The 15,217-nt window shown below is 44.9% G+C and carries 12 protein-coding genes and 1 other RNA gene; 8 read left to right on the top strand and 5 right to left on the bottom strand.

Annotated features, from left to right (window positions below; translation table 11 throughout):
• Positions 1-113: 113 nt before the first annotated feature.
• Both AAA952_RS01615 and AAA952_RS01610 read left to right on the top strand, forming a co-directional pair.
• The gene (locus AAA952_RS01615) at positions 114-1,682 is read left to right on the top strand and encodes a methyl-accepting chemotaxis protein (protein ID WP_338253809.1); all 1,569 of its coding nucleotides are present in this window, start codon (positions 114-116) and stop codon (positions 1,680-1,682) included.
• A 332-nt stretch (positions 1,683-2,014) separates the two neighbouring features.
• Complete coding sequence (locus AAA952_RS01610; protein ID WP_028760777.1) at positions 2,015-2,239, top strand: TIGR02922 family protein; 225 nt, start codon at positions 2,015-2,017, stop codon at positions 2,237-2,239.
• Between the two features lie 176 nt (positions 2,240-2,415).
• Here the strand turns inward: AAA952_RS01610 and AAA952_RS01605 are convergent, their stop codons facing one another.
• Entirely contained in the window at positions 2,416-2,997 is a 582-nt protein-coding gene (locus AAA952_RS01605) for a TetR/AcrR family transcriptional regulator (protein WP_028760776.1), read from the bottom strand.
• Between the two features lie 133 nt (positions 2,998-3,130).
• On the opposite strand from AAA952_RS01605, the gene AAA952_RS01600 reads away from it, so the two are divergent.
• Positions 3,131-4,198 carry an alkene reductase gene (locus tag AAA952_RS01600; protein ID WP_338253807.1) on the top strand — a complete coding sequence of 356 codons (1,068 nt, stop codon included), beginning with the start codon at positions 3,131-3,133 and terminating at the stop codon, positions 4,196-4,198.
• 72 nt (positions 4,199-4,270) lie between these two features.
• On the opposite strand, the gene AAA952_RS01595 is transcribed toward AAA952_RS01600, so the two are convergent.
• Positions 4,271-6,688, bottom strand: a complete 2,418-nt coding sequence (locus AAA952_RS01595) for a Lon protease family protein (protein ID WP_338253805.1) — start codon at positions 6,686-6,688, stop codon at positions 4,271-4,273.
• 519 nt (positions 6,689-7,207) lie between these two features.
• On the opposite strand from AAA952_RS01595, the gene AAA952_RS01590 reads away from it, so the two are divergent.
• Together AAA952_RS01590 and AAA952_RS01585 are read left to right on the top strand one after the other, a co-directional pair.
• Positions 7,208-9,928: a putative bifunctional diguanylate cyclase/phosphodiesterase gene (locus AAA952_RS01590; protein WP_338253803.1), complete on the top strand. Its 2,721-nt coding sequence runs from the start codon at positions 7,208-7,210 to the stop codon at positions 9,926-9,928.
• Between the two features lie 99 nt (positions 9,929-10,027).
• The gene (locus tag AAA952_RS01585; RefSeq protein WP_113940634.1) at positions 10,028-11,266 is read left to right on the top strand and encodes a DEAD/DEAH box helicase; all 1,239 of its coding nucleotides are present in this window, start codon (positions 10,028-10,030) and stop codon (positions 11,264-11,266) included.
• Between the two features lie 174 nt (positions 11,267-11,440).
• On the opposite strand, the gene ssrA is transcribed toward AAA952_RS01585, so the two are convergent.
• Both ssrA and smpB read right to left on the bottom strand, forming a co-directional pair.
• Positions 11,441-11,796, bottom strand: a transfer-messenger RNA (tmRNA) gene (gene ssrA / locus AAA952_RS01580).
• Between the two features lie 71 nt (positions 11,797-11,867).
• The gene (smpB, locus tag AAA952_RS01575; protein WP_006080832.1) at positions 11,868-12,359 is read right to left on the bottom strand and encodes an SsrA-binding protein SmpB; all 492 of its coding nucleotides are present in this window, start codon (positions 12,357-12,359) and stop codon (positions 11,868-11,870) included.
• Positions 12,360-12,637: 278 nt separating this feature from the next.
• Between smpB and AAA952_RS01570 the strand changes: the two genes are divergently transcribed.
• Entirely contained in the window at positions 12,638-13,075 is a 438-nt protein-coding gene (locus tag AAA952_RS01570) for an SRPBCC family protein (RefSeq protein ID WP_338253794.1), read from the top strand.
• Positions 13,065-13,397 carry an RnfH family protein gene (locus tag AAA952_RS01565; RefSeq protein ID WP_106651167.1) on the top strand — a complete coding sequence of 111 codons (333 nt, stop codon included), beginning with the start codon at positions 13,065-13,067 and terminating at the stop codon, positions 13,395-13,397. The genes AAA952_RS01570 and AAA952_RS01565 overlap by 11 nt, the downstream gene beginning before the upstream one ends.
• Before the next feature lie 89 nt (positions 13,398-13,486).
• On the opposite strand, the gene AAA952_RS01560 is transcribed toward AAA952_RS01565, so the two are convergent.
• On the bottom strand, positions 13,487-13,978 hold the full coding sequence (locus tag AAA952_RS01560; protein WP_028760727.1) for an outer membrane protein assembly factor BamE: 492 nt from the start codon (positions 13,976-13,978) through the stop codon (positions 13,487-13,489).
• Between the two features lie 430 nt (positions 13,979-14,408).
• Here AAA952_RS01560 and AAA952_RS01555 point away from each other — a divergent pair, with 430 nt between their 5' ends.
• Positions 14,409-15,200, top strand: coding sequence for an SAM-dependent methyltransferase (locus AAA952_RS01555; protein WP_028760726.1), 792 nt, complete (start codon positions 14,409-14,411; stop codon positions 15,198-15,200).
• Positions 15,201-15,217: the final 17 nt, after the last annotated feature.

Raw genomic sequence — 15,217 nt, 5'->3', positions numbered from 1 at the left:
CCTCGTCAGTTGTAATAAATAGTCGCTGTAATTGATACTAACTGAACGAAGGCTAATGATCCGACTCTTAGCATTTCCCTTTCATTTTTACCTTGCGCAGTTACGGGAAGTATATGGAAATACAGCACAAAATTTTAATTTTCATCAGTTTTACGCTGGTCACTCTGGGGAGTTTATTACTTGAGGGACTGCATCTTCCGAGTATTGTGCAGGCGGTGATCTTGGGCGTTCTTGCCTGTGGCTTAGTGGTGAGGGTGTGTTTGCGCGCATCTAAGGCTAAGCTCGACACCGATGAGGCAAACATTAAGGCATTACAAGAGCAAAGCATCCCCGCCCACGACATTAGTGTGCAAACCAGCAAAATGGCTATCGGTTCGGCTGAGGTGTCGCATTTTATTGATTTATTGAATAAATCAATTGAATCAAATGGCGAGCATGCCAGCGCCATTGCGGTTGCCGCGGGGCAATTGAGCCACACTACGGCCCAACTTGGTGATAATGCAGCCGACATTTTAGGCCAAGCTCAAGAGGCTGAGCGCGTTAGCGTGCAGGGACGAAGTCAAGCTCAGAAAGGTGTTGCGGCCATTCGTTCACTGAGTACGGATATTGATACCGCCGCTGAGCAAGTGCAGGCGCTTAAATCAAGAGCCGAAGAAATCCAAAAAATTACCGAGGTGATTAACTCCGTTGCCGAGCAAACGAATCTGTTGGCGTTAAATGCGGCCATCGAAGCGGCTCGAGCGGGAGAGCAGGGTCGAGGTTTTGCGGTAGTAGCTGACGAAGTACGCAGCCTTGCGGGTAAAACCGCGGGTGCAACCCAAGATATTGGCAAAATGCTATTAGAAATCCGCAGTGAAACGGATAAAACTTCTGGGCTGATGGAGCGAGTCGTGACGCAAACCGCCGATGTGGTCGCCGCCATGGGCGAGTTAGACGCGCACTTCACTGAGATTTCGGCTTCTGTGACCCAATCGGCCCATGCCTTAGGTGATATGGAAGATTCACTCAAACAATATAACAACACTACTAACGACATTAGCCGCTCGGTGACTCAAATACGTGACTCGTTAAATTCGACGGGTAAACAGAGTCATAGCGTATCCGAGCAGGCCTTTACTTTATCCTTGACCACTGAGGGTATTTTTAAAGCGTTGTCTAAATGGGATACACAAACCTTCGATCAGCAGGTTCTGCAATTGGCGAATGTTGCCGCTAAAGCGTGCGGTGACAAGTTAGCACAAGGTTTAGCCAGTGGCAGTTTTAGCGAGGCTGATTTGTTTAATCCTAAATACCAACCTATTACCAATACTCAGCCGCAGAAATACAGCACGGCTTTCGATCGTTATACCGATCAGCATTTTCCAACAATTCAAGAGCCCATTCTGGCAAAACACAGCGAAATTATTTATGCGGGAGCCGTTGATAGGAAAGGTTATTTTCCGACCCATAATAAACGCTTTAGCCAAGCGCTGACAGGCAAAGTTGAGGTTGATATGGTGCACAATCGAACCAAACGCTTGTTTAATGATCCGACAGGGATCCGTTGCGGCGCCCATACTGAACCTGTGCTATTGCAAACTTATAAACGCGATACGGGCGAAGTGATGCACGACTTGTCGGTGCCCATTTTTGTAAACGGTAAACATTGGGGCGGATTTCGAGTGGGATTTAAAGCTAAGTAGATTACTGATAACTCAAATTTAGGTTATTTACTCTAAAAAATGCATAAAAACGCATCTTTATTTGTGTCTTATATGTGATCGATAGTAGGTAATCGATTAACATAATAGAAATAGATTGGCATCTTTTTGCCGAAGTGCTTAAATAGCCCAAGGTGTACAGTATAAGACAGTATTGTATCCAATAAAAAATCATAAAATTTGAATAAGACCTTAAGTAATTGATTTAAAATGTTTAAAATATCTTTCTGGATATTTTAAAATGTTGAGGACAGGGAGCTCTCTTGCGATGTAAATATAACGCAGTAGATGCTGCTTAATGTGAGTTAAATGTGATGCAAGCAAATCAAGCGACTGTAACTGTTTTATATTATGATGCGCCCGTAGGGTTAATTATGCACAACGCCGTATTAGGTAATTTACCAGTGAGTGAAGCTGGGCGTGTGATGATACCTGCAAGTTTCCGCAAGGGAAAATCTATCATTGCTGTACTTGAAGGTGAGTGTAAGATATTGAATTCATTAGGAGAGCGAGTGTTTGCTCAAGCTAATATAGGTTAACATTTTAAACTAATCGTCATTCTTGGGACGAATAATTCGCTTTGCTAAATTATCGTCCCGACATCTTCTGCAAAAATTCTATTCAATCCATCTATTTCTATTAATGTTAGCGTTTGTTCGCCTAATCATATTCGGTTAGTCATTCAGATATTTACTGTCCCACAAATTAACGCACTTTAATGGCAGACTTCTGCCAATAATTGGTCTGCAAGGTACTGTAAGGTTTCGGCATTAGGATGGGTGTGGGCGAAGGTTCTTAAACCATAAATTCCCATCATTAAATATTGGGCTCTTTGCTCGCTGCTGCGATTGCCTTGGAGGAGTCCTTGTAACGTTGCGGTGGCAAATTGTAGTGTGAGTGCTTGCTGCCAAGATTGTAGATACTGATTGATGATGTCTCGAATCTCAACATCTTGCTCTGCAATTTCATTTAACGCTTTTGTCAGTAAGCAAGCCTGGGCGCTATCGCAACTCAGACATTCAATAACGAGATGATCTAAGTAGGTTTTCAAATTAGTCAGCACATTCTCGCCATTGCCGAATAGATTGTTGAATTGCTCGTTTCTGTCGAGTTGATATTGCTCAATGGCCGCGATTAGTAATCCGCGTTTATTGGTGAAGGCACAGTAAATCGACCCCGGATGTAATCCCGTGGCTTGAGTAAGATCTTGCATGCTCGTTTTGGTGTAACCCTTGTGCATGAAGGCGGCCATAGCGCCGCGAAGTACCTGTTCTCGGTCGAACTCTGCATTACGCATCGAATTTAATTCACTTGTATAGAAACGCTTAGGCCAGATTCTACCTAAATTTGAACAAACATTCAAAAATGAACTTGAATGATCGTTCAAATAATAATATCTTGAATGCATATTCAAGAATGGAACTGAGAAAATGACCACACAAACCACGCCAAATTCATTGGTAAATCTGTTCGATACCTACTCACTTAATGACACTATTACCTTAAATAATCGTATCTTAATGGCACCTTTAACCCGTTGTATGGCGGATGCCGATTTAGTGCCGACCGATGATATGGTTGCCTATTATGCACGCCGCGCCGAAGCGGGTTTGATCATCACAGAGGCGACTATTATTCGTCCCGATGCTCAAGGTTACCCAAATACCCCTGGTATTTTTACTCAAGCGCAAATTGCTGGCTGGCGTAAAGTGACCGATGGGGTACATGCCAATGGCGGTAAGATTTTTGTGCAGTTATGGCATACGGGCCGTGTTGCTCATCCACACTTTTTCGGTGGTGGTGATGTGCTTGCGGCATCAGCACAGAAGATTGAAGGCAGCGTGCCAAGAATGCGCGAACTGACATATGTCACGCCAAAACCTGCCACACTTGAGGATATTCAAGGCCTAGTGCGTGATTACGCCAAAGCGGCGGAAAATGCCATTGAAGCGGGGTTCGATGGCGTCGAAATCCACGGTGCAAATGGTTATTTAATTGATACCTTCTTACACCATGACAGCAATCGCCGCACTGATGAATACGGTGGAACACCTGCCAATATGTCCCGTTTTGCGCTTGAGGTTGTCGATGCTGTTGTGGCTCGTATCGGCAAAGACAGAACCGGTTTACGGATTTCTCCAGGGGCTTATTTCAATATGGCGGCAGATAGTCGTGACCGCGAAGTATTCGATTACTTCTTGCCTGAGCTGGAATCCCGCGATATCGCTTTTGTGCATATTGGGATTTTCGATGACAGCATGGAATTCGATTATCTTGGTGGCAAAGCTTCAAGCTATGTGCGCGCCCACTATGGCAAAACCTTAGTGGGTGTTGGAAGCTACAGCGCTGAAACCGCCAGTGAAGCGATTGCGGCGAATAAGTTTGATTTGATTGCTATCGGTCGTCCATTCATTGCTAACCCTGACTATGTTGCTCGTGTGCGTGATGGCGTTGAACTTGTTCCTTACAGCGACGAAATGCTTGCAAGCTTAGTATAATTTCGCTTAATAGTTTTATAAAGAAAGGGTTAGCATGTGCTAACCCTTTTCGTTTGTCTCTCTCGTTTTTATTTAATCCGCTTTAACTAAGGATCTGAGTGCGGTGAGCTTTTGCTGAGCGATGCCAAAAATGCTCTCGGGAGAATATTGCCCTTGGCTAGGTGTGGCCGTTTGCGGCAAACTTCCTGCGGTTTTACCGAGCAGTAACTCCATTGCTTGAGTCACATGGGTAATAGCCCAAATATGGAATTCTCCCTGTGCCACTGCATCGACAATGTCTTTGCGCAGCATAAGGTTGGCCATGTTCGAGGCAGGAATAATCACCCCTTGTTCCGGCGTACGGCCTTTTATTTTGCAGACATCGAAGAAGCCTTCAATTTTTTCATTCACGCCGCCAATGGGCTGAGCCTCACCAAATTGGTTCATCGAACCTGTGATGGCAATATCTTGCCTAATTGCTTGCTCGCTAATAGCCGAGATAATGGCGCAGCATTCGGCCATCGACGCGCTGTCACCGTCCACACCGCTGTATGATTGCTCAAAGGTGAGGTAAGTGGTGAGCGGGATTTGCGCCGTCTTACCTAAAACTGAGGCTAAATAAGCGGTTAAGATCAACACGCCCTTAGAATGGATCCGGCCTCCAAGTTTGACTCTGTGCTCGATATCCATCACTTCACCCTTACCAAACGCTGTGGTTGCAGTGATGCGATTGGGCATACCAAACTGATGATCTGAGGTCGAGATGACGGATAAGGCATTGATTTGCCCAACCACTTTGCCCTGAGTGCTAATCAAGGTCGTGCCGTTGGTAAAGCTCTGCATTATGTTATCGTGCAGACGCGAGACTCTTTGTTCTTGATTTCGCAGTGCTTGCTCAACGTGCGGCACTAAAATTTGCTGACTGCCTGCCGATTTAGCGCAGTAGTTTGATTCCCGCAGCAGGTTGGCAATATTGGCCGAGTGTAGCGACAGTTTTTGCTGATCTTCGGCTTCCCGCGAGCTGTATTCGATGATGCGCGCTATGGCGGCGCGATCGCAGTGCAGCATATTGTTGTCGTGGACTATGCTCGAAATAAAGCGGGCATAGTGCGCCTCAGAGGCAGCGGTTCTGTCCATCACATCTTCAAAATCGGCGGTAACGCGGAACAACTCACTAAAATCAGGATCATAGTGCTGCAGCAGCTGATAGGTTTCATGATCGCCAAACAGAATAATTTTCACATCTAAGGGGATTGGCTCAGGCGCCAATGAAATAGTGCCCGACAGTGACACTTCCCGTTCGAGTGAGCTTAAATCCAGTTTGCGTGAACGCAGGGCGCGTTTTAACCCGTCCCACACGTAAGGGCGTTCTAACACTTTTACCGCATCCATCAATAACACGCCGCCGTTAGCTTTGTGCAGACTGCCAGAGCGGATAAGTGAGAAGTCGGTGAACACTGTCCCCCTGAAGGTGGCGTTTTCCACATAGCCAAATAGGCTGTGATAACTTGGGCTTTCTTCTACAACAATAGGGAATTTTTGAGTCCCTTGAGCGACCAAAACGTTAACTTGGTAGCGGCGGGGCATTTTCTTTTCAAGGGAAGCGTAGGCTAGGCCCAGTTGTTCTTCACTTTCTTCTAAAAAGATATCTAAATTGTCTAAGATATCCGCCTGCATACCGGTTAAGAAAGTCCGCGCTTCGGGCTGGTGCTTGAACTTATCTTTGAGTGGCTTAATAAAATGGATTAATACTTCTTTGGCGACTTGTTCGTCATGCTCTTGCTGCTTGTCGCTGAATTCTTCTTCCCATTCAGTGATTTGGCGAATAATACCGCGTAGTTTAACCTCTAGGCCATTGATATTACTTTCAAATTGACTACGTTCAGTCTCTGTCAATGCTTCGAATGAAGCTTCGTCGTGGGGTTCTTCACCATTGAGCGCTACCATTTGATAGTCGCCCTGCATGGTTAAACTGAGGCTGATGCCTTTTTGTTTTGCTTCTTCGGTTAATTCAGTGAGTGCGACTTCTTGTTTCTGTGATAATTGGCTTTTGAGCTTTTCAGTGCGGGCATAATACATTTCATTATCAAAGGCTAAAGGCATAGCTTTGACAAGTTTAAGCATCAACTTTTCGACGGCTTTTTTAAATTCAAGCCCAGTCCCTGCGCTCAGTTTGAGCACTTTAGGGCAACGGGTATCATCGAAATTAACCACATAGCACCAATCGTACAGGGTATGGTCGTTTGGCTCGTGACGGCTTAGGTAACGCAGCATCATAGTTCGTTTGCCGAGGCCGTTCTGACCTATGGCGTAGATGTTGTAACCCTTTTCTTTAATTCCCATTGCAAACTCTACTGCTTGCTGGGCGCGTTCTTGGCCGACAATATCATTGAGAGGTGTGAGTTCTGCTGTCGATTGGCAATCTGTGCTTAATTGGTCGAGTTCGCAAATGCGATATAATTGTTTACTGTTGAGCAGGGTAGCTTGGCTTGATACGACGTCAGTGGGCATAAATATCCTTGGTTTTTCAGCCTTATTATTTCCATTGTAGACAATAAGATAGCATTTTTGTCAATCAAAACTCTGTTATTGCTGATATATGTCTTTAGGGATGGTTTTCTCTCGCTAAGAAAGTGCTGAATTATCGGGGGAAGACTTAATTGATTAAGTCTAACTAATTGTTACTCAATAAACTTATCGCGATACTGACACTAAAATTTTGTGCTAAAGTAGCAAATGCAATGTTAGTTGGATTTACCCGTGCAAGCAGTCTGCTGAGTGTGAGTAAGTTAGTGTGAATTTTGATGGTTTGACCTCTACCACCCTAAAAGGTGGATATGATGGAGTAAGTTTTAGATCCAACCTTAGTGCCAATTGAGATGTATTGATTTGATGTTAAACGTAAAATTTTATGAGATTTTACTGCTTGGTTAACGTTTTCCCTCTGTAGCAATATTGGGCATGTGTTTAAGGTCTTACGGTATTCTCGCTGTAGGCCGATTGAGCAGTAACGAGATCTGAGTTGGCAAGATGATGATAGATGTACCTATTACGCAGCAACAGCTGGATAACTGGTTGAGTGACTTAAATTTAGTCGCTGAGATATCAAGCAGTAAAGCAATGTTATTAGCATGGAATGCTGCGGGTGAACTTAGCAGCATGTTAAGTTCAGACTCTGCGGCTGAAAGTGAAATACAGGCAATACTCAGCCACCTAAGTGGCAATCATTTGGCTAACCCCCAGCCTGTTATAAGCCAGTCCGTTGTGATGCCCTCAATGCTCACACCATTAGAAGTTGTTCCAAATCCCTTTGATATTATTGATAAATCTACTACGCCCTCGCTAAGCAATGCTAAGTTGTCCAGCCTGAGTGAGCCAATTTCAGCATTGCCCCGATTAGGCCGTCATCAAATCACGGCTGCATTATCTGTATCACAGCTAACTGAGCAGGTACGTGAGCCTCTGTTAATTATGGATACTCGGCAGCACTCAGATTGGCACACTTGTAGCGCAATCGGCAGCGTGATTTGTTTGTCTCTCGCTTGGCCATCTGGGGCTAATTTTGGCTTTTTATGCTTCTATCACAACGAGGCTCACGGCGTAGATTCAAAAACGCTACAATTTGCCAAGCTTATCAGCGATAGCATTCAACACCAGTTAGGCGAGATATTGAGCCAACATAATGCGGCTGAAACATTAAGCCGAGGTTCACCGAGTCGTGTCGAAACGGTCGATTTACAAACTTTTATCGATAGTTTTGACGAACATATTTGGATGAAAAATGCCGCTGGCATTTACACTCTTTGCAATCGTAGTGTTGAGAATGCGTGGGAAATGCCCCGTAGTGAGATTGTTGGTAAATCCGATGTCGAACTCTTTGGTGCTGATATTGCAGAGATTTTTCTAGAGGGTGATAGGCTCGCTATCGAGTCTGGTACACCTATCATTGTCGCTGAGTGTTTAGATGGCAGTGAAGCTAAAAATCATCTTTGGCTAGAAACGCTAAAACTCCCAACACTCAATGCCCTGGGTGAGCTCGTGGGCGTTATCGGTATGACTCGCAACATCTCCAAGCATAAAGCAGTTGAAGAACAACTGACACTGGCGACCAATGTGTTTAAAAACTCGGTTGAAGGTGTCGTTGTGACCGACCGGCATGGCAATATTACCGACGTTAACGGTGCATTTTTTGAGATCACAGGTTATGTGAGGGAAGAGTTACTCGGCCAGAATCCTCGGATTTTTAGTTCGGGTCGGCATGATAAAGATTTTTTCGATAAACTCTGGAATGCCTTGCTTACTCAAGGTAAATGGAATGGCGAAATTTGGAATCGGCGTAAAAATGGCACGATTTTTCCGCAAAATATCACCATAAGCACTATTTATGATGACGTTGGAGATGTGCGTTATTTTGTCGCTGTATTTGCCGATATTTCAGCCCAGAAAGAGAACGAAGCGCAACTCACGCACTTAGCGTATTTTGACCCGCTAACGCATTTGCCCAATCGCATGAAGTTCATGATGCAGCTTAAGCAAGAAGTGCGACAAGCTAAGCGGCTGAATTTGCAATTAGCGACTGTGATGATTGATGTCGATCTGTTCAAGCATATCAACGACAGTTTTGGCCACAGTATAGGCGATGAAATGTTAGTTGAGCTTGCCAAGCGTTTACGCAGCCAAGTAGGCGATCAGGATGTGTTATCACGGATTGGTGGCGATGAGTTTGTGGCATTGATTTCAGGGATTGACAATAGTGCCGATGCCGCCGTTGCCATAAATCAATTGCGCCAAGTGTTTGAGCAACCTTTTATTGTGAGCACGGGCGACCACTTACGTTTAACGGCGAGTATGGGCGTTTCTTTGTATCCAAATGATGGAACCGATGCGGACACTTTACTGCGTAACGCCGATGCGGCCATGTATCGCGCCAAAAATGATGGCCGCAATAATTATGCTTTTTATACAGAGTCCTTAACTCAACAGTCTTTTGAGCATCTTAAGCTGCAAAGTGCCCTCTATGGCGCGATTGAGCAAAATGCCTTGTACTTAATGTACCAGCCAAAACTTGATTTAGTGACTCGACAAACCGTGGGATTTGAAGCATTACTGCGTTGGCACGATCCTCAACTGGGTTTGATTTCGCCCGCGATATTTATTCCTGTGGCAGAAAAAATAGGTCTTATCCATGAAATTGGCTTATGGGTGTTAGAAACTGCTTGCCGTCAGGGAATGCGCTGGCTTAGTGAAGGCAAACACTTTGGCCGCATTGCCGTGAACGTGGCAGGACAACAGTTACAGCGCAGTTCCTTTGTGGATGATGTGAAACGTGTCTTAGCTGAAACGGGTTTGCCCGCCAAGCATTTAGAGCTTGAAGTGACCGAAAGTGTGATGATGCAGAATCCTGATCTTGCTATCCGTGACTTAAAGCGACTTGGCGATCTGGGTATCGAATTATCGGTTGATGATTTTGGTACTGGCTATTCATCGCTCAACTATTTGAAAAAACTGCCTATTCATAAATTGAAAATTGATCAATCTTTTGTGCGAGATATTCCCTTCGATACCAACAATACCGCTATCGCTAAGGCTGTGATTGCGCTTGGACATGCGTTGAAGCTGGAAATTATCGCCGAAGGGGTTGAAACTAAAGAGCAAGCTGATTTCCTACAACAAAACCAGTGCGATCAAGCCCAAGGTTACCTTTTTAGTCGTCCGCAACTAGCTGCAGATCTCGACGCATTTTTATCGTAAAACAAGTTTGCATATAACAATAGGACTAGCGCTATGCCGCTAGTCGCTTAGGGTTGTGTCTGCTAAAATTCTAGCCATTATTTTCAGTGGTTAACCGCAATGTCTTTTAGTGCCTTATCCTTAAACTCCACGTTAGTGAATACCTTAGCGGCTCTTGGCTATGAATCGCCAACGCCTATCCAGTTAGAAGCGATCCCTGCCATCTTAGCTAAACGGGATGTGATGGCTGGCGCCCAAACGGGTACAGGCAAAACCGCTGCGTTCGCCTTGCCTATCTTGCATCATTTGATGACACTCAGCCCTTCGCAAGAGTTAACGGCTGTGAGACCCGTACGTGGATTAGTCTTAGTGCCGACACGTGAACTGGCGGTGCAGGTACAGCAGAGTTTTGTTAAGTACGCTAAAGGGACTGATATTCGTATCGGTATCGCCTACGGCGGCGTGAGTATCGATGCGCAGGTCGCTGTGTTTAATGCAGGGATTGATGTGTTAATCGCAACACCGGGTCGCTTACTTGACCACCTTAGGCAAGGTGCATTAAATCTTAAGCAATTGAGTGTGCTTGTTTTTGATGAAGCCGACCGCATGCTCGACATGGGGTTTATGGATGAAATTCAAGCCGTGCTCAAGCAAGTACCGAGTGATAGGCAAACCCTGTTATTTTCTGCCACTTTAGATGCCGCTATCTTCAGCTTAAGTAAAACCTTACTGCGCGATCCCAAGTTGATTGAAGTTGCCAAGCGCAACACGACCGCTGCCGAAATTGAACAAGTGGTTTATGCCGTCGACGCCGACCGTAAAACCGAACTCGTCAGCCATCTGGTACGCAGTAAAAACTGGCATCAAGTGTTGATTTTTAGCCGCACTAAGCAAGGCGTCGATAAACTGGTTCAGCAACTCAATAAAGCCGATATTATCACTCAGGCGTTTCACGGTGACTTGTCTCAAGGCGCGCGCGAGAAAGTTTTGCAGGAATTTAAACAAGGCAAAATTCAAGTGCTAGTGGCAACGGATGTCGCCGCCAGAGGCCTAGATATCGTCGAGCTTAAATATGTGATCAACTTTGAGCTGCCTTTTATCGCTGAAGATTATATTCATCGTATTGGTCGCACAGGTCGAGCGGGTAGTGCAGGGCTTGCCATCACCCTCTTTAGTCAAGAGGACGCCCTATTATTGGAAGAAGTTGAAGTTGTGCTCGACAAGCGTCTACCACAACAATGGTTACTAGGCTTTGAACCCGACTTTAATAAGATGGATACCGAACCTAGACGTAACGGCAAAGCGGCTCAGAAGCAAAGAGCGAAGAAACGGGCTTTGGGTGGAAAGGGGAAAAGGTAGGTTTTTAGGTGCGGCGTCTGAATGGCTGAATCTAATAGAGATTAGATCAAGTGGTGACATAATTCATTTATCGACGCCAGTTCAGTTCCCGCCGCCGCATTTGAATCGTTAGCAATCATTTGAACACCCAAACAAAAAGGGCTTAACCTTGCGGTTAAGCCCTTCTGGTAAAATTGGTGGAGGCGGCGGGACTTGAACCCGCGTCCAGAACACCTACATCCAAGGCACTACATGCTTAGTCTCTCTTTTAATTAACCCGAATAAACTCCGAAAGACAGGATTTCATCGGGCGAGTCCGGTACTATTTCGCGGTTCACCCCCGGACGGAGTTCCCTCGCTATCAAATGTAAGATGACCATCTGTATACACCGCCCATTTGAGAGACCTGTGTCAGATGGCTAGCTAGCCTAAGCTGCTAGAGCGTAGTTATCGTCGTTTGCAACTATAACTGTGCGGCTTTTTACGAGGCCAACCGCCCCTCGGCATGCTCCCAGGGTTTCGTGAATCCTGTCGAATCCAGAATCGCCCCCAAGAATTTGATTGTAACCCGTAGCACTATGATCACCTAGCATCATTTGCTTCAAGTTCAATCGTTTGTTCATTATCCGTGCGTTTTTTCTTTTTTCATCACGCGGGCTTTTTCAACTTCCCATTCACGCGCTTTAGTATCTTCGCGCTTATCGTGATCTTTCTTACCTTTACCTAGGCCAATTTCCACTTTTACCCATGCACCTTTACGCCAGTACATTGAGATAGGAATAATAGAGTAGCCTTGGCGCTCAACTAAGCCCGCTAGTTTATCTAGCTCTTTACGGCTGAGTAGCAGTTTTTTCAAACGTAGGGGATCGCAGACAACGTGTGTCGATGCCGTATTCAAGGGAATAATGGTGCAGCCATGCATAAAGGCTTCGCCATTTTTCAGGAATACGTAACAGTCGGACAAGTTGACCTTACCCATACGGATAGATTTCACTTCCCATCCCATGAGGGATAGGCCGGCTTCCATTTTCTCTTCGAAACGGTATTCGAAGGTTGCGCGCTTATTACGTGCGATAGTCGCAGGCGCGGCTTTGCTTGAATTTTTCTTTACCATAGTGGCGCCATTATACGCACGGTGAATCAATTTGGTATTGATATAAGGGTTTATTTAGTTAATTTCAAGCCTCTATCGTGTTGTTGCTGTTTTTTTGAACGTGATTAGGGTGTTGAGTATCAGCTTAAGTGCACAAGGGGTGCGTTTTTTACGTATCGTGATAAAATCCGTGCAAATTTTGATTGCTGGCCTAAGTTGTTTATTGCACGTGCGTTCTTTTCGTGCGTTTGAGTTTGCTTAGGTCGCTGTGAATACGTTAGTGAAGAGTACTAAGTCCTATGCCGCAAATTTCTCGAAGTGTGTTAGTCCGTTTTAGTGCGATGCAAATGTATGACTTAGTGAATGATGTCGAGTCGTATAAGGAGTTTTTACCCGGTTGTGTGGGTGGCAAAGTCTTAGAATTTGATGGCAAGACTATGCTGGCATCTGTTGATGTGAGTAAAGCGGGGATCCGTAAGACATTTACGACTCGCAACCAAGTGCTTCCTGGTAAGAGTATTGATTTAACATTGGAAAATGGGCCCTTTAAGCATTTATTGGGGCAGTGGCGTTTTACTGAGCTGACTGAAGAGGCCTGCAAGGTAGAATTCGAGCTGAGTTTTGAGTTTTCAAGTTCGTTAGCCGATATGGCCTTTGGTAAAGTGTTTAATGATCTTATGGTATCAATGGTGACGGCATTTACGAGTCGCGCTAAGGTGATTTACAGTGACAAATGAGACAGATAAGTTTGTAGTTGATGTGGTTTACGCCTTGCCTACACAGCAAAAAGTGATTTCGGTGAATGTGAATCCCGGCACGTCGGCGATTGAGGTGGTGCGTTTAAGTAACATAGTGAGTTTTTTTCCTGAGATCGATTTAGAGACGGTTAAGCTCGGTGTGTTTAGTAATGTGGTTAAGCATGACCAAGTGATTTTACCGGGGCAAAGGGTTGAGATTTATCGTCCTTTGATTGCTGATCCTAAGGATGTGCGTCGTCGCCGAGCAGATAAAGCTAAAGATGAAGGCCGCGCGAATAAAGTGACGGGCGGACGGGCTTAAATATTGACATCATTGCTCAATAAAAAAGCGCCCTTGGGCGCTTTTTTGTATTTGATTGACTGAGAAGAGCATAAGCAAAGTTTAGGATATTACTTAATTGGTTTTTGAACTTGCGCTTCAGCTTGATTTTCTTTCACTAATGGCTTTTCATCGGCGCGCTGTGCTGGAATTTGTGGCACTAGCTCAGTTTTATTACCTGTTGGCAAGCTGCTTTGTTCTAGCGGCGTACTAAATTCTTTGCTCAGTTCATAATCGCCTTTCACTGAGGTAAGTTTATCGCCCGTAAAGTGCAGTATGAGTTCTTTATGCGTAATGCTGGCATCACGCCCACTCTTGTAGTGATACACATAGTACCAAGTATCGTCGGCAAAACTATCTCGTAATACCGGACGGCCGAGAATGTATTCGGCTTGTTCTTTGGTCATGTCAATGCGCAACTTTTCAACTTGTTGCGGTTCCATGTAGTTGCCCTGTGGAATGTCAGGCTTATAAATCAACCAATCGAACACGCTACAGGCACTGAGCGAAACAGAGAGCGCCACAGCGCCCAGTAGGGTAAGACTTTGCTTTTTATTGATCATTGTATGCGCTACTTCTGAAAATCTGGCGGCCATAATACCCAAGCATTCCCCCTCATGACAAGGGCAATCGGGCTTTGCAACCGTCATAGATCGAATTGTGTGACTTTTCGACCCAGTATGTTGGCTTTAGTTCTCAATCTTTAAGGATATTTATTCGCTAAAGTCATATGGGGCTATGAGTATGATTTTCGGCTTCTAGAGCCGTACAGGTTTACTGTTGGCTGGATTGGGAAAAGAGTAAATGTGAGCGATTTCTTCTTTAAAGCCAAGCAATTAGTTAGTAAGTCGATAGACAGTATGTGTGGCGATAAACATAGTAATCTCATTAAAATCAGATTAAAGTTACCGATATGTTTTTATTGTGTTCTTGTACTGTGGCTTTTTTGCCGTAAGTTTGCAGTGTTCGAAATAAAATAGTGGGATAGATGCATTGGGTTCTTTAGTTTGCGTAGGTACGGGTTTACAACTGGCCGGACAGATCAGTGTGATGAGTCGTAGTTATATTGAGCACGCTGATGTCGTGTTTTCACTCTTGCCCGATGGTTTTTCGCAGCGTTGGATCCAGAACATTAATCCCAATGTCATCAATTTACAGCCGTTTTATGCACAAAATGGTGAAGTTAAAAATCGCCGAGAAACCTACGAACAAATGGTTAATTCTATATTGGAGGCCGTAAGGGCTGGCAAAAAAACCGTTTGTGCGCTCTATGGTCATCCTGGAGTCTTTGCCTGTGTTTCCCATATGGCGATTACACGGGCGAGGGCAGAAGGGTTTTCAGCGAAGATGGAGCCGGGGATTTCGGCCGAGGCGTGTTTATGGGCTGATCTGGGTATTGACCCCGGCAGCTCTGGGCATCAAAGCTTTGAAGCTAGCCAGTTTATGTTTTTTAATCATGTGCCCGATCCGACAACCCATTTATTGTTATGGCAAATTGCGATTGCTGGTGAACATACCTTAACTCAGTTTCATACTACGAGTGACAGGCTGCAGATTTTGGTTGAACAACTGAATCAATGGTATCCGCGAGATCATCAAGTGGTGATCTACGAAGCTGCTAATCTGCCAGTTCAAGCCCCTAGAATTGAGTATTTGCCGTTGAGTAAGCTGCCCGAGGCAAACTTGTCTCCGATCAGTACTTTACTGATCCCGCCAGCAAAAAAACTCGAATACAACTATGCTATTTTAACTAAATTAGGCATTAGACCTGAAGATTTAGGCTAATTGTGAGTGCTGTACTT

This window comes from Shewanella sp. M-Br (assembly GCF_036245925.1).
GTDB lineage: Bacteria > Pseudomonadota > Gammaproteobacteria > Enterobacterales > Shewanellaceae > Shewanella > Shewanella oncorhynchi.
This window is presented reverse-complemented; position numbering and strand designations above follow the sequence as displayed.